This is a genomic window from Caballeronia jiangsuensis, from assembly GCF_046030135.1.
Taxonomy (GTDB): domain Bacteria; phylum Pseudomonadota; class Gammaproteobacteria; order Burkholderiales; family Burkholderiaceae; genus Caballeronia; species Caballeronia jiangsuensis.
The window spans coordinates 193270-213320 of record NZ_JAQQDB010000007.1 but is presented as its reverse complement, the minus strand read 5'-3'; the positions used below and the strand labels follow the sequence as shown (position 1 = coordinate 213320).

Annotated in this window: 17 protein-coding genes; 2 read left to right on the top strand and 15 right to left on the bottom strand. The window is 63.4% G+C overall.

The genetic code is table 11. The features are described from left to right. Positions 1 to 12 precede the first annotated feature (12 nt). Both PQR08_RS10085 and PQR08_RS10080 read right to left on the bottom strand, forming a co-directional pair. A complete protein-coding gene (locus PQR08_RS10085) occupies positions 13 to 957 on the bottom strand; it encodes an ABC transporter substrate-binding protein (protein WP_250487397.1) in 945 nt (314 codons plus the stop codon). A gap of 133 nt (positions 958 to 1090) precedes the next feature. Beyond that, a complete protein-coding gene (locus PQR08_RS10080) occupies positions 1091 to 1804 on the bottom strand; it encodes an ABC transporter permease (RefSeq protein ID WP_238211820.1) in 714 nt (237 codons plus the stop codon). Between the two features lie 627 nt (positions 1805 to 2431). On the opposite strand from PQR08_RS10080, the gene PQR08_RS10075 reads away from it, so the two are divergent. After that, on the top strand, positions 2432 to 3526 hold the full coding sequence (locus tag PQR08_RS10075) for a LacI family DNA-binding transcriptional regulator (protein WP_250487396.1): 1095 nt from the start codon (positions 2432 to 2434) through the stop codon (positions 3524 to 3526). Between the two features lie 132 nt (positions 3527 to 3658). Here PQR08_RS10075 and PQR08_RS10070 read toward each other — a convergent pair whose 3' ends face one another. Continuing rightward, entirely contained in the window at positions 3659 to 4645 is a 987-nt protein-coding gene (locus tag PQR08_RS10070) for an AraC family transcriptional regulator (protein ID WP_250487395.1), read from the bottom strand. A 164-nt stretch (positions 4646 to 4809) separates the two neighbouring features. Here PQR08_RS10070 and PQR08_RS10065 point away from each other — a divergent pair, with 164 nt between their 5' ends. Further along, on the top strand, positions 4810 to 6186 hold the full coding sequence (locus PQR08_RS10065; RefSeq protein WP_250487394.1) for an NAD-dependent succinate-semialdehyde dehydrogenase: 1377 nt from the start codon (positions 4810 to 4812) through the stop codon (positions 6184 to 6186). Between the two features lie 49 nt (positions 6187 to 6235). Here PQR08_RS10065 and PQR08_RS10060 read toward each other — a convergent pair whose 3' ends face one another. The 12 genes from PQR08_RS10060 to PQR08_RS10005 form a co-directional block, all read right to left on the bottom strand. Then, complete coding sequence (locus PQR08_RS10060) at positions 6236 to 7609, bottom strand: MFS transporter (protein WP_250487393.1); 1374 nt, start codon at positions 7607 to 7609, stop codon at positions 6236 to 6238. A gap of 64 nt (positions 7610 to 7673) precedes the next feature. Further along, on the bottom strand, positions 7674 to 8495 hold the full coding sequence (locus PQR08_RS10055; protein ID WP_250487392.1) for an enoyl-CoA hydratase-related protein: 822 nt from the start codon (positions 8493 to 8495) through the stop codon (positions 7674 to 7676). A 30-nt stretch (positions 8496 to 8525) separates the two neighbouring features. Further along, a complete protein-coding gene (locus PQR08_RS10050) occupies positions 8526 to 9302 on the bottom strand; it encodes an enoyl-CoA hydratase-related protein (protein WP_250487391.1) in 777 nt (258 codons plus the stop codon). Next, entirely contained in the window at positions 9299 to 10540 is a 1242-nt protein-coding gene (locus PQR08_RS10045) for a CaiB/BaiF CoA transferase family protein (RefSeq protein ID WP_187603479.1), read from the bottom strand. The genes PQR08_RS10050 and PQR08_RS10045 overlap by 4 nt, the downstream gene beginning before the upstream one ends. A gap of 138 nt (positions 10541 to 10678) precedes the next feature. Continuing rightward, positions 10679 to 11563 carry a LysR substrate-binding domain-containing protein gene (locus PQR08_RS10040; RefSeq protein ID WP_250487390.1) on the bottom strand — a complete coding sequence of 295 codons (885 nt, stop codon included), beginning with the start codon at positions 11561 to 11563 and terminating at the stop codon, positions 10679 to 10681. 186 nt (positions 11564 to 11749) lie between these two features. Further along, a complete protein-coding gene (locus PQR08_RS10035) occupies positions 11750 to 13807 on the bottom strand; it encodes a sigma-54-dependent Fis family transcriptional regulator (RefSeq protein WP_250487389.1) in 2058 nt (685 codons plus the stop codon). A gap of 209 nt (positions 13808 to 14016) precedes the next feature. Then, complete coding sequence (locus PQR08_RS10030; RefSeq protein WP_250487388.1) at positions 14017 to 15654, bottom strand: molecular chaperone GroEL; 1638 nt, start codon at positions 15652 to 15654, stop codon at positions 14017 to 14019. Continuing rightward, the gene (locus PQR08_RS10025) at positions 15632 to 16411 is read right to left on the bottom strand and encodes an iron-sulfur cluster assembly protein (RefSeq protein WP_250487387.1); all 780 of its coding nucleotides are present in this window, start codon (positions 16409 to 16411) and stop codon (positions 15632 to 15634) included. Before PQR08_RS10025 ends, PQR08_RS10030 begins: the two co-directional genes overlap by 23 nt. Further along, positions 16408 to 17433 (bottom strand): amidohydrolase family protein, encoded by a 1026-nt coding sequence (locus PQR08_RS10020; RefSeq protein WP_250487386.1) that lies wholly within the window; start codon positions 17431 to 17433, stop codon positions 16408 to 16410. The genes PQR08_RS10025 and PQR08_RS10020 overlap by 4 nt, the downstream gene beginning before the upstream one ends. Positions 17434 to 17491: 58 nt before the next feature. Further along, positions 17492 to 17845: an MmoB/DmpM family protein gene (locus PQR08_RS10015; protein WP_250487385.1), complete on the bottom strand. Its 354-nt coding sequence runs from the start codon at positions 17843 to 17845 to the stop codon at positions 17492 to 17494. Between the two features lie 35 nt (positions 17846 to 17880). Then, a complete protein-coding gene (locus PQR08_RS10010; RefSeq protein WP_250487384.1) occupies positions 17881 to 18966 on the bottom strand; it encodes an aromatic/alkene monooxygenase hydroxylase subunit beta in 1086 nt (361 codons plus the stop codon). Positions 18967 to 19007: 41 nt separating this feature from the next. Further along, positions 19008 to 20051, bottom strand: coding sequence for an NADH:ubiquinone reductase (Na(+)-transporting) subunit F (locus tag PQR08_RS10005; RefSeq protein ID WP_250487383.1), 1044 nt, complete (start codon positions 20049 to 20051; stop codon positions 19008 to 19010).

The following is a 20051-nucleotide window of genomic DNA, read 5'->3' as shown; positions in this document are numbered from 1 at the left end:
TCACTTCTTTAGTCACTTGCAAACACGCATGGCCGACGTCGGCGGAAGGAAGTCGTTCGTGTAATACGACTTCGGGTCGCGACCCGCGGGCAACAAGCCGACCTGCGACAACAGATCCTGCGTCTTCACCCATTGCGCGTCTTCCGCCTTGCCCACGTACTTCGCGCCGCCGCTGCAGAAGAGCGGCGTGATGGCCGCAAGCTCCGCCGTTGCCGTCTTCTCCGACAAATTCGGGAAGACCGCCTTCAGATCCTTGATTGCCTTGGCCGGGTTATCGAGCGCGAAGCTCCAGCCTTTCAGGCTCGCGGCAACGAACTTCTTGACGACATCGCTGTTGTCCTTGAGATAGGTATCGTTCGCGAAGATCGACGTGCTGACGGTCGGCACGCCGTAATCCGCGAAGCGAAAGTTGGTCAGCTGCGCGCCTTGCGCTTCCAGCTGGATCTGATACGAATCGATCGATCCGAGAATTGCGTCGACTTGTCCCTGCAACAAGGTCGGGACCATGGACGTCAACGGCATGTTGATCAGATTCACTTCCGATTCCTTCAGCCCGTTCGCCTTCAGGAAAAGCGGCAGCATCGTCGTTTGAGACGAACCGGACGGAACGCCAACCTTCTTGCCTTTGAGGTCGTTGATCGAGTTGATATTCGTCTTCTTCAACGCCGAGACTTCGTTGGGATTGGATTGATAGACCGTCGAGATGACCTTCATCGGCGCGCCCTTCGCGATGAGCTGACTCACCGCGACGGCATCGGCGTAGGCCAGCTGCACGCGATTCGCGGCCACGAGTTGAGCCGTATTGCCCGATCCATTGCCTTCGATCAACGTGACGTCGAGGCCCGCTTCCTTGTAGTAACCCTCGGTCAGCGCCGCGGCGAACCCCGCATTCGATCCCCCTGCGACCCAATTCAGCTGGAAGGTGACAGGCGTCGCTGCGACGGCGGTGGCACTCACTCCAAAAGCCAACGCTGACGACACAGCGCTCGCGGCCAGCGTACGGCTGATAAAACGAAGCATCTTCTTAGTCTCCAAAGGTGTTGGTATCGGCCACGGCGACATCGGGCCAATCGCTCTGTCGTTCTCGACGTCAGTTTTTATCGCGCTGCCAGGGTGTCATCGCCCATTCGGCGAATTCGACGATGTAGTTGATGGCAATGCCGATGAAGGTCAGCACGGCGATCACCGCGAAGGTCAGGCCGATGTCCATCGTGCTGGTCCCCCGGAGCAGCACGTAGCCCAAGCCCTTGTTCGCGCCGACGAACTCGGCGACGATCGCGGCCGTGGCGGCGATGGTGGCGGACGTCTTGATGCCGGAGAAGATGACCGGAAGCGCTGAGGGAAGGCGCAGATAACGGAAGGTTTGCCACGAGCTCGCGCCCATGGATTGCGTCAGATAGAGCAGACGATTGTCCAGAATCTGAAAGCCGCTGACGCTGGCCAGCAGCAACGGGAAGAAGGTCATCAGGACGGTGAGCAGCACCTTCGACTCGATGCCGAAGCCAAGCCAGACCAGGAACAGCGGCGCCACCGCGATCTTCGGCACGAGCTGGAGAAACATGAGCGGCGGATAAACGACCTGTTTTGCAAGCGGCGACAGCGCGATGACGAGCCCCACCGGGATCGCAGTCACGATCGTCAATCCGAAGCCCCAGACGATTTCCGTCACGGTGACGATCGAGTTGCTCCAGAGCTGCGGAAATTCCTCGACGAGCCGTGAGAAGACCAGCCCGGGACCCGGCATGACGTACGCTGGGATGTCGAAGAGGCGCACCGCCGCCGCCCAGATCGCGATGATGGCCACGAAGGTCAACGGCGGAAGCAGATTCCAGCCGAGCCGCCTGATCTTGCGCATTCCGGCGGACGGACGTGGCTTGGGGCGTTCGGCCGCTCCCGGTTGCCCTCCGTTCCCGCTTTGCAGGCCATCGACCTGCCGCGACGATAACTTCATTGACATCTGTGTCTCCTTCCGCGAGTGAAGTGCAGCGATCGTTCAAGCGTTTTTTGAAAGCACGGGCGCGCCGATCCGAGCTGCGTCTGGTGCCTGAAAAGACATCAAGATCTTACGACGTTCGTTGATTGAACTCTATTCAATCTTGAGTGAAAGCTATGTAGGGAATTTCCCGGATCGTGGGTGTGAGCCGCGCCAGCACTGGAATTGACGTCCTTTACGCGGGTATACCCGGTTATCGAATCCGGCTTTTGGATCCATTTGAATGAGGCGTCTCAACCTGCCGTAGGCCTGATGCGGACACCGCGGCGCGCAAACCGTTCTGTTTGCCGCGAGGCGGCCGAACGGACGTTTCCTGGTTCTCGTGATTACAACCATATCTGTAGGTCTACTACGTAAACATCTTCGCTTAGGAGCGGCGTGACGAGGAAAGGCGTTGATATAATCGATCACCTCGCGCGAATCCGACCATCCCCACGCATGGCGAAGAGCAAACCAATATCAGCAGAAGCGGCCGAACCGCACGCGCCCGGCAAACGGTCGCGCACCTCGGGGGTGACCTTGCGGGACGTCGCTCGCTTTGCCGGCGTGTCATCGGCGACCGTTTCCAGAGTGATGAACAATCCGACGGTCGTCTCGGACGAGTTGCGCTCCCGCATCATGGTCGCGATCGATCATCTCGGCTGGGTGCCGCACGCCGCAGCGCGAGCACTTGCAACTCACCGGACCGGAACAATCGGTGCAGTCTTCCCGACGCTGGCGAATGAGCATTTCGCTTCAGCCATACAGGCGCTCCAGGAATCGCTCGAACAGGCTGGATACACGCTTCTGCTCGGTTGCTCGGAGTACGACCTCGATCGCGAATATCGACAAGTCAGAACCATGCTCGAACGCGGAGTCGATGCTGTCGTACTGGTGGGCGAAGCTCATCATCGAGATCTGCAACCCCTTCTATTGCAGCGTCGGATTCCGTTCGTCAACACATTCGTTTATCGAGAAAACAGCGATGCGCTTTGCGTGGGTGTAGATAACCACCGCGCATTCTTCGACTTCGCGACTTATCTCGTCGGTCTGGGGCATCGCCGTTTTGCGATGCTGTCGCAGCACACCGATACCAACGATCGCGCGCAGGCCCGACGTGAAGGGGTGCGCGATGCGCTTGCAGAGCACGGATTGGGCATATCCGCCGCTCACATGGTCGACGGCGTGTGGGGCGCGCGCGTCGGACGACAACTCTTTTCGAAAGTGATGAACACGCCGCAGCCGCCGACCGTGGTGATTTGCGGCAACGGTTCGTTTGCAATGGGCGCAATGCTCGAAGCGATGCAGCAAGGCTACAAGGTTCCCGGCGACCTGAGCATTGCCGGATTCGACGATTTCGAGCTCATGTCCGAGCTACCCATACCGATTACTACCGTCCGTGTTCCGAGCGCTGCAATCGGAACCAATGCTGCAAAGATGATTCTTTCCGAGCTTTCAGAACCGGGTACCGCCCGAAGCGTTGAACTGGAAGCCGAGTTGATCGTGAGAGCGTCATCGGGCGCGCCACCGAAGGCCCAGAAGAAGCGTACCTGAGCGCTGCTGCTTCGCCTCTTCGTTGGTGCGCTCGGCCAGTCAGCGGATCGAGGCCCGAGGAACTCGACATCGCTCGAAGCTCTATCGTCCAGATTCCACGAAGACGATAGTCGACCCCCTTCACCCGCCGAATCAATGCGACGAAACATATAGCGCGGACCCCGACGCCGCCTCCGGGATTGCAAAATTCCGTTTCATTCGCCGCAATTCTTCCGAAGGCGTGCCACCAAAGAGCCGCTTGAACTCGCGGCTGAACTGTGACGCGCTCTCATAGCCCACCCGCGCGCTCGCCGCAGCCGCCGTCATGCCTTGCCGCGCCATCAATAGCCTCGCCTGATGGAGTCGCGTCGACTTGATGTACTGCAGCGGAGAAGTGTTCGTGGCCGCCTTGAAGTGCAGATGAAACGACGGCACGCTCATTGCCGCTTCCCTTGCGAGCGCTTCGATCGTCAGCGCCTCGGCATAACTCGAATGAATCATGCGCAGCACTTTCGATATGCGCCCGAAGTTGCCATCGAGGTTGAGCGCCGCGCGCATCGAAGCGCCCTGCTCTCCGATGAACACGCGAAAGTAGATCTCCCGCACGAGGGTCGGCCCCAGAAGCGCGGCTTCGAGCGGATCGCGCATCGCATCGAGGAACCGCAGCATGGTTTCGCCGAGCGCCACATCGAGCCTCGTCGTGGCCATGCCACCCGGCTCGCCCGGCACCACGCCGTTGCGCTCGTCGATCTGCAGCAACACATCGGCGGCAAGCGTCGGTTCGAGGCGCACGTACACCGCGAGCAATGGTTCGTCCGCGGTGGCGTCGGTTTCCATCGAGAACGGCAGCGGCAAGGCGACGGCAAGATAATGCTGCGCATCGTAGACATACACCTTGCTGCCGAGATAACCGCGCTTGCGGCCTTGCGCGATGACCACGATACCCGGCTCGTAGAGCACCGGCGTGCGCGTGAGCGGACGATTCGATCGCAACAGGCGAATGTCCGGCATCGGCGTCGCGTTATAGCCTTCGTTCGGCGCGAGCTCCAGCAGGCGGCTCACCATCGAAGCGTGCACGCGAGCCAGCGCAGCGGCTTCGGTTTCCATCGTCGGCAACTTGGGAGAGCGGTGCGTTTCCATACTTCGAATTCGATAACAGTGCGTTCATAGAATCGGGCAAGCTTCGCAGACGATCATGCGTTCTCGTCTCGTCGCAACATTCCTAACATTCGATCATGCATCGCACACGCGAATCACGACGCGTCGATGCGCCGAGAAGGCTCACTCACTTCGGAGAATAAAGCATGATCGATGTAATCAATCCCGCCGACGGCACGCGTGTCGGGCAAGTCGAACATCATTCGGAAGCGCAGGTGCGCGCCGCCATCGACCGCACATGCGCGGCCTTTCCGGCCTGGTCGCGCACTCTGGCACGCGAACGGAGCGAACTGCTGCGCAAATGGTTCGACCTCGTCAGCGCCGACAAGACCGCGTTCGCCGAGCTGATTTGCCGCGAGAACGGCAAGTGCGTGTCGGAAGCCATCGGCGAAATCGAATATGGGTTGGGCTTCGTCGAATGGTATGCGGAGGAAGCGAAACGCATGTACGGCGATACCATCCCCACTCACGCGAAAGACGCGGCGGTGATCGTCACGAAAGAACCTGTCGGGCCGGTCGCGTCGATCACGCCATGGAATTTCCCGTTCATGATGATCACGCGCAAGGTCGCGACCGCGCTCGCAGCAGGTTGCACGATCCTCCTGAAGCCTGCAGAGGAAACGCCCCTGACCGCGTACAAGCTGCTCGAATACGCGCGCCGCGCCGGCATTCCGGAAGGCGTGTTCGAGATGGTCACGGGCGACCCCGTGCAGATCGGCAAGCTCATCACCGACGATCCGCGCATCCGCAAGATCTCGTTCACCGGTTCGACCGCGGTCGGCAAGTTGCTCGCCGCGCAGTGCGCCGGCACGCTCAAGAAGATGACGATGGAACTGGGCGGCAACGCACCGTTCATCGTCTTCGACGACGCCGATCTCGACGAAGCCGCAAAGGCGCTCGTGTCCGCGAAGCTGCGCAACAGCGGGCAGGTCTGCATCTCGCCGAACCGCGTGTATGTTCAGGCCAGCGTGCATGACGCGTTCGTTCAGCGCGTGAAGGCGCTCGTCGAAGCGATTCCGGTCGATCAGGGGCTGCAGGAGGGGTTCGTCGTCGGTCCGCTGATCAATCGTGCGGCCATCGACAAGGTCGCCAGGCTCGTCGACGATTCGCGCGAACGCGGCGCCAGGGTCGTGCTCGGCGGACATCCGCACGCGAAAGGCGGACTTTTCTATGCGCCCACGATCCTCGTCGATGTCGCGGACGATATGCCGATCGCCTCGTCCGAAATATTCGGACCTGTCTTCCCGATCTACCGCTTCTCCACCGAAGCCGAAGTCATTGCACGCAGCAACGACAGCGAATATGGTCTCGTCGCCTATGCGTTCACGCGCCAGCTGGGCCTCTCGTTCCGGCTGTCGCGCAACCTCGAGGCGGGCATGGTGATCCTGAACTCCGGCTCGGTCGGCACGGCTTCGGTGCCGTTCGGCGGCGTGAAGCAATCCGGTTACGGGCGCGAAGGTAGTCATCATGGAATCGAAGAATATGTGCACGTCAAATACACGCTCATGAGCGGTCTCGCCTGAACGATGCGAGGCGCGGCATCACGATGCCGCGCCTCGTGTCACGGTCGACTCAGCGTACCGGCAACTGTCCCGCGTCCGCAGGGCTTGCGCACTGTACTTCGCGATTGCGCTGACGGATGAGCCTATCCTGCCGCAGTCCCCAGAAGAACGTGACGGCAAGACAGGGCAACAGCGACGCGATCGAGTATCCGACGCCGGCAAGCGGGTTGCCTGTCAGATTGACGAGCGAAAGACTGATCAACGGAAGAAACCCGCCGAACAGCACATTGCCGAGTTGTTGCGACAATCCGAAGCCCGTGGTCCTGCTTTGCGGCGGAAAACATTCGGCGATGAACGCGGGCAGCGGCGCCATGATCATCGCCGTCAACACGGCCAGCAGCGCGACGAGCATTGTCACCGTGGCCCAGCCGCCCGCGAGTGCATTCGTCCTGATGCCCGCGAACGCAGGATATACCGCAAGTATCCACAGCACGATGCCGATCAGCATCACACGCGCGCGGCCGATCGCATCGGACAAACGGCCGAATGCGGGATAAAACGGCGCAGCCACGACGATAGCGATACCGAGGCACAGATTGGCGCGCGCAGGATCGACCTTCAACACGTTTTGCAGGAAGTACAGCATGTAGACGATCGACGTATAGAGCGACACCGACGTTCCGCCTTGCGCGCCGAACATCGCGACAAGAATCGCTTTCCACGACGTCGCGCTCGACAAGGTGTCCTGCAGCGGCGATTTCGACAGACGGCCCGCCTGCTTCATCTCCGCGAACACCGGCGTTTCCGTCATGCCGAGGCGAATCCATGTCGCCACCGCGACGATCGGCGCCGAGATCAGGAACGGGACGCGCCAGCCCCACGATTCGAATGCCGATGCATCGAGCGCGAACTTCAGCGCCGACACGATCGCCAGCGCCAGCAACAGTCCGAGGCTCGCGGTACCTTGCAGCACGCTCGTCGCCATGCCCTTTCGGTCTGCGGGCGCATGCTCCATCACGTAGACGACCGCAGAGCCGTATTCGCCGCCGAGCGCGATGCCCTGCACCACGCGCAGTGCGATCAGTCCTATGGGCGCGAGCAAGCCGGCCATCGCGTAGGTCGGCAGACAGCCGATACCCACTGTCGCGACGCCCATGATCGCGAGCGTGATGACGAATGTCTTCTTGCGTCCGATGCGGTCGGCCATCGGGCTGAAAATGATCGTGCCCAACGGCCGCGCGACATACGCGATGCCGAAGGTGGCAACGCCCGCCATTGCGGCGACGGTCCGGTCCGTCGATGGAAGAAACAGGTGCGTCAAGGTCGATGTCAGTGCGACATAGACGAAGAAATCGTAGTACTCGAGCATCGTGCCGAGGCTCGATGTCGCGATGATCCGCAGCATGCCGGGCTTTGGATTGCGTGCTCCGGAAGTCGTGGACATGGTCGTCTCCTGTGATTCGTTTTGTGAGGCCCCGCGCGATCGACGCGATGGCCGTATCGGCGCATCACATGTGTGTGCGCTTCTTCGCCGCCTGCTGCTCCAGAAACCGGCCGACGGCCTCCTTGTGCTCGCGACCGCACAACAGAATGGCCTGCATGCTTGCCGCCATTTCGAGCGTCGTCGCAAGGGATGCATCGGCCGCTTCGCGCACGAGCCGCTTCGCCATGCGCAGCGCCGTCGGCGGGTTCTGCGCGATGCGCTTCGCCAGCGACCGGGCATCGATGTCGAGCGCGTCCCCGGGCACCACCTTCGACACGATGCCGAGGCCCAGCGCCGCTTCGGCGTCGATGAACTCGCTCGTCAGCGTCAGTTCCAGCGCCTTCGCATAGCCCACGATCCGCGCGAGGAACCACGATCCGCCGATGCCCGACACCAGTCCGAGCCGCAGGAAACTCTCCGCGAACACGGCTTTCGTGCTCGCCACGCGGATATCGCACATCAACGCAAGGTCGCAGCCCGCTCCGACCGCGGCGCCATTCACCGCGCATATCGACGGCACATCGAGACCGCTCAGCGCGCGCGTGATTCTGTGCAGGCTGCGATGCAGGCGGTCGCGTACATCCTCGACACTGCCGCTCATGAGATCGCTGCCGCTTTGCATGTCCTTCACGTTGCCGCCCGTGCAGAAGTGCGGCGACGACGAACGCAGCAGCACGCACTGCACGTCGCGCCGGTCGTTGATCTGCTCGAGTGCGTCCGACAGCGCCTCCGTCATCGCGACGTTCAGCGCGTTGCCGTCGCTCGGGCTGTTGAGCGTGAGCGTGAGCACGCCGTCATCGACGGACGATTCGACCAGTGAACCGGCATCGTTTGCATGTGTTGACACGAAGAAGTCTCCTGATTGTTTTCCCGGCCGCTACCGGTTCTGGAATGCCGCCTGACGGCGTTCCAGAAACGCGGCCATGCCTTCTTTCTGATCGGCGAGCGAAAAGCCCGCGTGAAATAGCCGCCGCTCGAACAGAAGTCCTTCCGATAGCGACGACTCGAACGCGCGATTGACGGCTTCCTTGATCGCGACGATCACCGGCAGCGAATGACGCGCGATCTGTTCGCCGACGCGCATCGCTTCGTCGATCAACCGTTCGCGGGCGACGACCTTCGACACGAGTCCGTAAGCCAGAGCCTCGCGGGCGCTGAGCGGCTCGCCGGTCAGACACGCGAGCATCGCGGTCGATTTGCCAACCGCGCGCGGCAGACGCTGCGTGCCGCCCGCGCCCGGCACGATGCCGAGCTTGATCTCCGGCTGACCGAAGAGCGCGTCGTCCGCGGCGATGACGATGTCGCACATCATCGCCAGTTCGCAACCGCCGCCGAGCGCATAGCCGCCTACCGCCGCGATGATGGGTTTGCGGGCCGCGCGGATGCGGTCCCAGCTACGGCCGATGTAGTCATCCGAGAATGCGTTTGCGTAATCGAGCTTCGACATCGCGACGATGTCCGCGCCGGCGGCGAAAGCTCTGTCGGACCCTGTCAGAACGGTCGCGTGAATCTGCGGGTCGGCTTCGTTGCGCAGCAGGACGTCGATCAGCTGATCCATCAACGCGTCGGTCAGTGGATTGAGCGGGTTGTCCGACGCGAGACGCACGAGCGCGACCTGTCCGCGTCGTTCGTGCCGGATCATCGCGGCGCTCATGCGCTCACCTTGCGGTCTTCATCGCTGGTTTCGCGCGATGCGCGGCCCACGCGGATGACGCCCGCGTTCAGCAGGCCCGCGATCTCGCTTTCGGCGAAGCCGTATCGCTCCAGCATCTGCAGCGTGTGCTGGCCCGTCAGCGGCGCGGGCAAATCCGGCGCGCTCGGGCGATCGGATGGACCGAGCGCGAAACCGTGCGTGCGCATCGCGCCCGCGACCGGATGATCGATCGTCTGCGCCAGTCCGCACTCGGCGTACTCCGCTGTTTCGACGACATCGCCGTAAGTTGCGACGGGCGCGCACAGAATGTCGCGCGCCGCGAGCCGTTCCATCCAGTCCGCAGTCGTGCGTTCGACGAAGCGCGCGGCGAGTATGTGATGCAGCGTCGCGCGATGGCGCACGCGATCGTCGTTGGTGGCGAATCGCGGATCCGCTTCGAGTGACGGCGAAGCGAGCACCTCACATAGCGCGTGCCATCGTTCCGGATGGTAGGCGACGACCATCATCCAGCCGTCCCGCGTTGGGAACGCTTCGTTCGGGCACGCGTAAGGCGCAGCACTGCCGGTCTTTTCCGGTTCGCTTCCGGACGCGAAGAACGCGGCGAAGCCGATCTGCTGCAGCATCAGCGTCGCGTTGTAGAGACTCACGTCGAGATGCTGCCCGCCGCCGCCCGTGCGAACCTGATGCAGCGCGCCGAGAATCGCGATCGACGCGAGATAGCCGCCCATCATGTCGGCGACGGGGATCGGGACTTTGAGCGGCTCGGCGCTCGTCGTGCCGAGCGTGCTCATCAGACCGCTGACGGCCTGGATCACGCCATCGACGCCAGGCCGCTTGCGATTCGCGCCCGTCTGGCCGAACGCGGAGATCGAGCAGTAGACGAGCCGGGGATTCAGTTGCCGCAATGCGTCGAAGTCGAGTCCCATCGACGCCATCACGCCGGGCCGGAAGTTTTCGACCAGCACATCCGCCTCCAGCAGCATGCGGCGAACGGCCTCGCGCCCTGCATCGGTTTTCAGATCGATCGCGACGCTGTACTTGTTGCGGTTGACGCTGATGAAGGCCGGGCTTTCACCGCTTATCCACGGCGGCCCGATGCGCCGCCCGATCTCGCCGTCGGGCGGCTCGATCTTGACGACGTGCGCGCCGAGATCGGCGAGCGTCATCGAGCAGACCGGCCCGGCGAGGACGTGCGAGAAATCGATCACCCGCACGCCGTTGAGGCTGTCTCTTGGCATTTGTGATTGTCCTGTCTCGTGACTCGCCACAGTGACGAATCATGCCGACGAGAATAGGTACTCACCGGCCTGTCGGACAATCTACAATTTGGAAACGAGTCGTTGACTTTTTGTTAAAAGGTCGGCGGCTGGTCGGACCTATTCGCTGAGCAACGTAAGCAGCCATCGGCGAAAAATCTTCAATGCATCCGATTGCGCACGCTCCGTCGGCCACGCGAAGTAGTAAGTGTGATGCCCGCGATCGAGCTCGAATGAAAACGGTGTGACGAGCAGGCCGCTTTCCAGTTCGCCACGCACCAGCGCCTTTTGCGCGATCGCGACACCGTGCCCTTCTATCGCCGCCTGGTACGCGAGCAGCGACGTTTCGTAGCGCATCTCGCGGCGTCGCGCGTTCAAGGGAAGGCCCGCCGCCTTCAGCCACAAGGTCCAGTCTTCCGGGCGCGCGAGCGTGTGCAGAAGCGTCTCGCCCTGCAACTGCGAGCGTGCCTTGACCTGTCTGGAAGGCGCTGCGACAGGCACCAGCTCGTTCGCGATCAGACGTTGCACGCGCAGGCCGGGCCACTTGCCGTCGCCTAGCTGAATGCCGCCGTCGATGTCCTCACGCGCAAAATTCAGCGGAGCCGGGGATGTCGTGAGTTGCACGTCGATGTTTTCGTGCAGCCGATGAAAGCTCGCGAGACGCGGAATCAGCCAGCGCACCGCGAAGGTCGCGGGCGAGCGGATCTTGAGCACGCGGGCACGCCGCTCGGACGATCGCAGGCTGTCGGTGGCTTCGCGCAGGGATGCGAAGAGCGGCATGAGTTCCGCCAGATACCGCGCGCCCGCCGACGTCAGCTCCAGCCGCCCTCTCACCCGCTCGAACAGATCGACGCCCAGGTAAGTTTCGAGCGTACGTACCTGCCGGCTGACGGCGGCGGGCGTGACGGCCAGCTCGTCAGCGGCCTTGGAAATGCTCAGCAGGCGTCCGGTCGCCTCGAACGCCCGGGCGGGATTCAACGGGGGAAGCTGTGCTCGACGTTCCATGGCCTATCCGTGTAGAAGCATATCGAGATTGTGGCTCGAAATGCCCGAAAGACGGTTCGGCACGTGGCGACTCGCCAGATCGTGAAGCACGGAAGAGCGAGGACGGAGCGGGAGGCTACCCCCACCGGTCAGAAAGCAAGTGCCTCGGAACCGGCGCGCTCGTAATACGCGGAGACTGGAAAAGAACTAATGCGACGAGACCACCGAAGCCTCGGCGCGAATCCGGTACTGCTCCATCTTTCGATACAGCGTGCTGCGCGACACGCCCAGCGCACGCGCGGCCTGTGCCATGTTGCCCTGCGCCTGCCGCAGCGCCCGCGCAATGGCGAATCGCTCGGTTTCCTCAAGACTTCCCGTGCCCGGCGCGGCGCCGGATGTCACGCTGTCGCGCGCGGCGGGAGATTCATCGAGCACCTCGGCGGGCAATTCGGCCAGCATCACGCGCTTGTCATTGGACGTGAGCAGCAGGTTCTCGACGAGATTGCGCAGTTCGCGCACATTGCCAGGCCACGAATAAGCGCGCAGCACTTCCATCACGATGTCCGCGAACTCTCTCGCCGGCACGCCATGCCGTAGCGCGATCGCGCGATTGAAGTGCTCGATCAGCAGATCGACGTCGCCGTCGCGCTCGCGCAGGCTCGGAATGCAGATCCGCGTCACACCGACGCGATAGTAGAGGTCCGCGCGAAAACGCCCGCACTCGACCTCTTCGCGCAGGTTCCGGTTCGTCATGGCGAGAAGCCGCACATCGACGCGGCGCGGCTGGGTATCGCCGAGTCGGTAGATCACGCCTTCTTCAAGCGCGCGCAGCAGGATGGGCTGAAGATCGAGCGGCAACTCGCCGATTTCGTCGAGGCACAGCGTTCCGCCGTGCGCGAGTTCGAAGCGCCCGGGCCGCCCTTCCGCCGTCGCGCCCGTATAGGCGCCGCGCACGTGCCCGAACAGTTCCGCGCCGATCAGCTCCTTCGACGCCGCCCCGCAGTTGTATGCCACGAACGGACCCTCGCCCGACTCCTCGCCGTGGATCGCGCGCGCGAAAAGCTCCTTGCCGACGCCCGTCTGCCCTTCGATCAGCACCGGCACCCGGCGCCGCGCAAGCTGCCGTCCGCGCTCGATGGCGCGCTGCATCGCCACGCTCTGACAGATGATCTGCGCGAAGCAGTTGCGTTTGGGATCGGCCTCGCTGCGCCCCTGAACCTGCACGCCGACGCGCCGCGCACCGCTCGTCAGACGCGACGCGCCCGCAAGCCCGGAAGGCGCCGGCACGATGAGCATCGCCCCGATCGCTTCGCCGTCCGCGACGACCGGATCGAACCATTCCGGCCGCAGGCCTTGCGGAAGATGATTCGGCCAGTCTTCGATCGGGCAATGCTCGCTCATGCCGGGAAACCGCTCGCCCAGGTTGATGGGCAGCGCAATGCGCGCGGTGGTGTGCACGAGCCGCCCGCGCCGGTCGATGGCGATGAGCCCCGCCGCATCCGCCGACGACAGCCGTTGCAGGCAATACGCAAGCAGGCGCATCTGCTCGCGCGCCACCTGCTCCGCGAGCACCATTTCGATCTGCCGCGCGGCCGTCACGGCGAGCGTCAGATTGTTGATCTGATACGTCGATGGCGGCCCCGAAATGTCCAGCACGCCGAGCACCGCGCCCGTTCCCGGCTCGCAGATCGGCGCGGCGGCGCAGCTCCACGCCTTGATGCCTTCGCAGAAATGCTCGGAGGCGTGGATATAGGTCGGCTGGCGCGTCGCCAGCGCCGTGCCGATGCCGTTGGTCCCGGCCGTCGCCTCGCGCCAGTCGCCGCCCGTCATCAAATGGATTTTTTCGCCGGCGTCGAGCGTGCGCAGGTCGCCGGCGGCCTTGAGAATGACGCCGTCGGCATTGGTGAGCAGCAGAATCGAGGACGAATCCGCGAAGAGGTCCGCCGTCGCCATGAACAGCCGGTCCGATGCCGCCAGCAGTTCGCGATGACGCCAGCGCAGCGCGTCGATTGCATCGCCATGCACCGCGAACGGCGCCGCGCCCGAGGTCGGATTGACGCCCGATTGCAGACTCCGCTTCCACGACGCGATCAGTTCGGTCGGTGCGGCGGTCGTGATTTCGCCCGCCAGAAAGCGTTCCCACGCGAGCATGGTGCTGCTGTCCGAATGAAATCCAGCGTTCACGTCGGGTCGTGTCCGGCCGGCGATACCGCGTTCGCTTGCGGAATCGTCATCAGCCGGCATGCCGATGAGGCGCCTCGTCATGTGTCTCCTCCGTACGAGGTGGGGACGCGCGGCCCGCTCTGCGGCGGACCTCGGCGCGACTCGCGAGGACGTGCCGGCTAGCCCCGGGCAAAGGGCCCGGCGGCTGCGCGGCATCGTCCGCTGAGTATAGACCTCACGCGTGCGCCGCGCCCTTTTGGGGAAACGCTTCCGGCGGCCGGCAGCATGCCGCGACGCACAAGGCCGGCGGCCTATTTTCTCCCGAGCAGTTCGGCGCCCGCGCCGAGCGCCGGCCCGGCTGTCGGATCGGCGAGATCGGGCTTTTTGGCGATCAGCGTCTGGGTCGTCAGAATCAGTCCGGCGACGGATGCCGCATTGCGCACCGCGCTATACGTCACCTTCACCGGATCGATGATGCCGCGCTCCAGCAGATCGACGATCTCGCCGGTGCGCGCATCGAGTCCGACACCGCGGCCGGCCGCCGCCACCTGCGCGACGATCGCATGGCCGTCCAGTCCGCAATTCGACGCGATCGTGAAGAGCGGCTTCTCCAGCGCCCGCTTGAGCAGCAGCGCGCCCAGCTGCGCCGCGCCGCGCGTGCGTCCGATCAGGTCATCCAGTTGCGCCGATGCGCGCAGCAACGCCGTGCCCCCTCCAGGCACGATCCCCTCCGCGATCGCCGCGCGCGCCGCGTTGATCGAATCCTCGATCAGATGCAGACGGCGCTTCTGCTCGACGGGTGTCGCGCCGCCGGCGAGGATCATCGCGGTGCCGCCCGAAAGCTTCGCCATCCGGACTTCGAACTTGTCGCGCTCGACGTTTTCCGGCGCCATCTCGTACTGACGCGCGACCTGCTGGCGGCGCGCCGCCACGGCCGCCGGATCGCCGCCACCCGCGGTGATGATGGTCTGGTTGGACGATATGCGGACCTGCCGCGCGCTGCCGAGATCACGCATTTCGACGGCTTCGAGCCTGCCGCCGAGATCGCGCGCGATGACGCGCCCGCCGGTGACGATCGCGATGTCCTCCAGCATGGCCTTGCGCCAGTGGCCGTATTCGGGCGGATGAATCGCCGCGACCGCGGGGCCGCCGTTGTCGCGGCTCGCGAGCAGCGTGACGACGCACGCGGGCGCGACCTCTTCCGCGATGATCAGCAGCGGCCGCTTGCTTGCGTTCGCGAGCGCGAGCAGCGCCGTCACTTCGGCCTGGTTTTGCAGGCGCTGGTCGGTCATCAGGATGAGCGGGCTGTCGAGCACCACCTGCATGCGTTCGATGTCCGTGACCATGTGATGCGAGAGATAGCCGCGATCGAACGCCATGCCGTCGACCACTTCGAGCCGCGTCTCCACGGTCGTGCCGTACTCGACATCGACGATGCCGTCCGGCCCCACGCGCTCCAGCGCCTCGGCGACGAGACCGCCGGTGAAGTCGTCGTTGGCCGCGACGACGGCGACCGCGCGCACTTCCTCCGGCCCGCGCAGCGGCGTGGCCGCGCGCCTGAGCGCAGCGATGACTTCGTTCACCGCCGCGTCGAGCCCCTGCACGAGCTCGACCGGGTTCGCGCCGTCCGCGAGACATTCGAGACCTTGCTGCACGAGCGTATCCGCGAGCACGGTGGCCGTGGTCGTGCCATCGCCGGCGACTTCGTTTGTTTGCTTCGAGACTTCGCGCACGACCTGTGCGCCGATGTTCTCGAACGGATCTTCCAGCTCGATCTCGCTCGCGATGCTCACGCCGTCGCGCGAGATGATCGGCGAGCCGATCGGCCGGTCGATGATCGCGTTCATGCCTTTCGGCCCGAGCGTGGCGCTGACCGCGCGCGCGAGCTTGCCGACGCCGCGTCCGAGCGCCGCGCGCGCTTCTTCGTCATGCAGCATGATGTTGGGCATCGTGTGCTCCTGTCTCCGGTTTATGGTTGTCTGGTTCGAGCGGTCGCGGGAAAAAATGAATCGGCTGCTCCTCTACATCGCCATAGCGGGCCGCGAGCAGGCCACGGCAGAGCGCGCTGTTGAATTCGGCATTCACGCCCACGCGCCGCAGCGCGCGCAGATAAGCGCCGAGTGTCGCGGGATCGATGGGCGCGCTGTTGGTATCGACGAAGGCGAGTTCGTGCGTGCAGACATCACGGCGCTCGAGGTATCGCCGGATGAGACGCCCGGTTTCGGGATCGTCGCCGAGCGCGGCAAGCTCGTCCGTGGCGAGCGCGAGCAGCTTCGCCCCTTCGTGCCCTTTGGCGAGCAAATGCGACAGCAGCGCCTCCTGCCTGCGCTGGAACGCCTTGACGAGAAACGTCCGGCGCACCTCGTCGAGATCGTCGCTGGCGGCGTCTCCGAAGGCTCGCTGGAACGTCAGGTTCTGCGCCATGCCGCGATTGATCTCGTCCGCGTACATGTGCTCGTCGAGCGTGAGGCCGATGCGCGTCACCCACGGCAGGCCCGCGACGGCCGCGCGCATGTCCGACGCCATCAGATACGCGAAGTTCGCCGCGCACCAGTAAGTCGGCAGACGATACGCGATGTCCACGCCGCCTTCGGCATCGACCTCGACGGTGGTGACGAAGCCGAGCTCCGTCACCGGCTCGTCGAGTTCCGGATCGACGACGGATGCGAGTCGCGCCCAGACCTGCTGCGCGCGATCGCCGCTCATGCGTGCGCCACCGCAGCGCGCGGCGCCTCTTCGAGCAGCTTCTTCTGCGCGTCGATATCGATGCCGTACAGGCGCGCCGCATTCAGCCCGAGGATCTTTCTCTTCGCCTCCAGCGTCAGCTTCACGCCCGTTTCCTTGCTGACCGATTCCGGCAGCTCGAACGCCATGAACTTTTCGATCAGCCATTTCGGCGACCAGATCGCGTAATCGCTGCCGTAGAGAATGCGGTCCTCGCCGATCCAGAACAGCAACTCCGAAATCACATGCGCGAAGTATTCGGGCCGCGTGTGGATGAACGGCAGCACGACGGCGAGCCCGCCATAGACGTTCGTTTCCTGCGTGGCGATCCAGCAGAAATCGTCCAGGCGCGGCAGCCCGCAATGCTCGACGATGAAGTTCAGTCCCTGGAAGCTCGTCGCGACATCGTCGATATCCGCGACGTCGAAGGCATCGCGGTTGAGCGGCAGAATCGTCGGGCCCTTATGCACGTGGATGTTCCTGATGCCAAGTTGCTCGCATCGCTCCAGAAAGCGATACGCGCCCGGATCGGACAGCTTGTAGCCCTTGCTGTCGCCGCGCCATTCCGCCGTATAGAGCTTCACGCCTTGAATCTTGTATAGCTCGGCAAGCTCGTTCAGGCGCTCCAGGCCCGCTTCGCCATCGCGCGGATCGAACGCGCCGTTCACGATGAAACGGTGCGGATACTTCTTCTTCACCACGTAGTTCGCCTCGGTGGTGTTGAAGCCGTTCTTGTAGAAATCGGTGAGATAGGTCGGCTGGCAGATCGCCATGTCGTCGTAGCCGGTGACGAACAGGTCTTCATACATGACTTCTTCGCCGTACTTGTCGAACTTCTCCTTCGGCCACAGATAATCCTTCGGGCTCAGATTCTTGTGATACGCATAGAAGCAGTCGATGAACTGCTGGCCGTGCACGTTCTTCAGATTCGCCTTGCTGCCGTCCCATAGATGAACGTGCCCGTCGATGATGAAAATCTCCTCGCCGTCCTGAGTTCTGAACATGTGTGTGTCTCCGTGGGGTTGCCGGACAGCGGCGCGCGCTGCGCGCCGTCGCGCGTTTTCATTCGTAGGCCATCGCGTCTTCCATATTGCCGAACAGCACGACGGTGTCGTCATCGACCATCACCATGCGGCCGTAATGCGTCGACGTCGATATCTCGAACAGATGAGGCGTCATCTCGCGGCCCAGCACTTCGCTGATTTCGCCCATCCTGAACTCGATCTTGTCCTGCCCGTCGATGCGGATCATCGCCGGCAGATACGTGACCGTGATGCCCGGCTTGCTTCCCATGAGCTCGGCGATCGCGCGAGCCTCGACGCTGTCGTTCATCGTCACGCCGCACTGATGCGAGATGGTCTGCTCGAAGCGAAGATCCTTGATCGACTTGAAGATGTTGTCGGTATGCACTGACATGAGCTGCTCCTGTTCGCGGTGGATTCAAACGAGTCTCAGGCTTCGATCGCGAGTGAAGACGGAATGCCGATCTCCTTGGCGATCAGTTCCGCACGCTCGATGGAACTGTTCAGGCAATCGGTGAATTGCGCCGCCTTCGCATGGGGAATCGACCAGACCGGCTGCAAGTGCCTGGCCGCGTCTGCGGCGAGCGCGCCGTGCTTTTCGAGCCACGCTCCGAACAGCGCGCGGTTCGCTTCGCCGTGCGCCGGATCGTTCGCGAGCATATGGAACAGCTCGACCGCGTTGGCGAGATTGCGCTCGTAGTCCCCTTCGGCGGCGGATACGACGGTCGGCGTCACGAAGTCGTTCTGCGCGGCCGCGATCTGCATGATGAAACCGCTGCGGAACAGATCTCCCACGAGCGGCTCGAAGACCACATTGACGGCGAAATACTTTTCAAGGTAATCGGTCGCGCCGCCGATCGTCTCGATGGCGAGGCGCGTCGGCTGCCAGAGCGGATCTTCGAGCCAGTGCTTCTTGCCGGCATCGAGATCGAAGCCGGGCAGGTCGAGCGCGATCTCGCCGAGATACAGCGTCAGGTCCTGTGCGAAACGCAGCTTGTACGAAGCGTTCGTCAGGATCGCGCTGTTGATCATCTGCGTGTAGCCGTAGCGTTGCGCGTGCATGGTCGCGGTGCCGAGCCCGAATTCCGCATGCTTGTAGGCGCCCAGATGCTGCTCCAGCACCTTCACCCACGCCTTGTCGAAACGCTTGACCGCGCCCGTGCGCCGCGCATTGGCGATCGCATTCGTAACCATCCCGACGATGGTCGACTGACGCTGATAATGCGTGCGCTCCCATTCCTCATCGACCGCGCGGAACGTGTGCCAGTCCGAGCTTTTCGCCGCGGTCCACGTTTCCGAGTAGGTCGGCGTGCCGTCGGCGAACTGAAGGATCCAGTCCTGAATCAGATAACGCTTCGGGTCCGGCTGCACATCGACGGTCATGTCCTCGTAATGGCTCGCCTTGCGGCCCTTCGGCTCGAAATAGTTGTACTTGCGGCTGTCCCAGCCCACGAATTGCGCCGCGCCCGCGGCGCCCGACTTGAGCGCTGCCGAATGCTCCGTCACTGTACTCATGTCGCGTCTCCTTTACTTAGCCTTGTGCACCGATGAATCGATCATCGGACCGCCTGAGTGAACTTGTCGAAGAAGAGCCGCTCCGGTTCCACGCGCGCCATCTGCAACGCGGGAATCACGGCGTCGATCATCGCCGTGGGACCGCATGCGTAGGCGTCGATGTCGCCCGCGAGCGATTCCTCGCGCAACGTTCGGCTCACGACTTCATGGATGAAACCCGTGTCGCCCGTCCAGTCGTCGCCGGGTTCGGCATTCGACAGCGCCGCAATGAAGCGGAAGTCCGGCAGCCGCTCGGCGAAGTCCGCGAACTCGTCGAGATAGAACAGGTCGCGGCGGGTGCGCGCGCCGTAGAAGAAGCGCACGGGCCGTTCTTCGCCGCTTTGCACGTGATCCTGCAGGATCGACCACAACGGCGACATGCCCGAACCGCCGCCGACCAGCACCATCGGACCGGGCTGATCCTCGCGCCGAAAACACGTGCCGTAAGGGCCTTTGGCAACGAGCCGGTCGCCGGGCTTCAGGCCATCGTCGAGCAGCGAAGAGAACGCGCCGTTCGGATACTTCTTGATGATGAAGCGCAGCCGCCTTTCGCCATCCGGCGGATTGGCCATCGAGAACGAGCGCGTGATGCCCGCGGACGGGATCGTCAGATCGACGTACTGGCCGGCCCAGAAGCGCAACGGACGGCTCAGTTCGACTTCGAGCAGACGGATGTCGTGCGTGAGCGGCGCGATGCTCGTGACCGTCGCGTCGTATTCGGCTACGGGTATCGAGCGGCGCATCAGGTCTTCGTCGTAGTTCAGCAGCTCGACGGTCAGGTCGCTGTAGGCGAGCGTCCTGCACAGCAGAATATGACCCGACTCCTTTTCGTAGTCCGGCAACGCGAAGGTCGAATACTTCTTCAGCTCGACGTCGCCCTCGACGAGCAGCGACTTGCAACTGCTGCACTGCCCTTCCTTGCATCCGTGCATGACGGCGATGCCCTGCCGGAACGCCGCCTCCAGCACCGTCTCGCCCTCCGCGACGGACATCTCGACGCCGACCGGCTCGAAGCGGACCGTATGCGTCTGATTCGAATCGCTCAT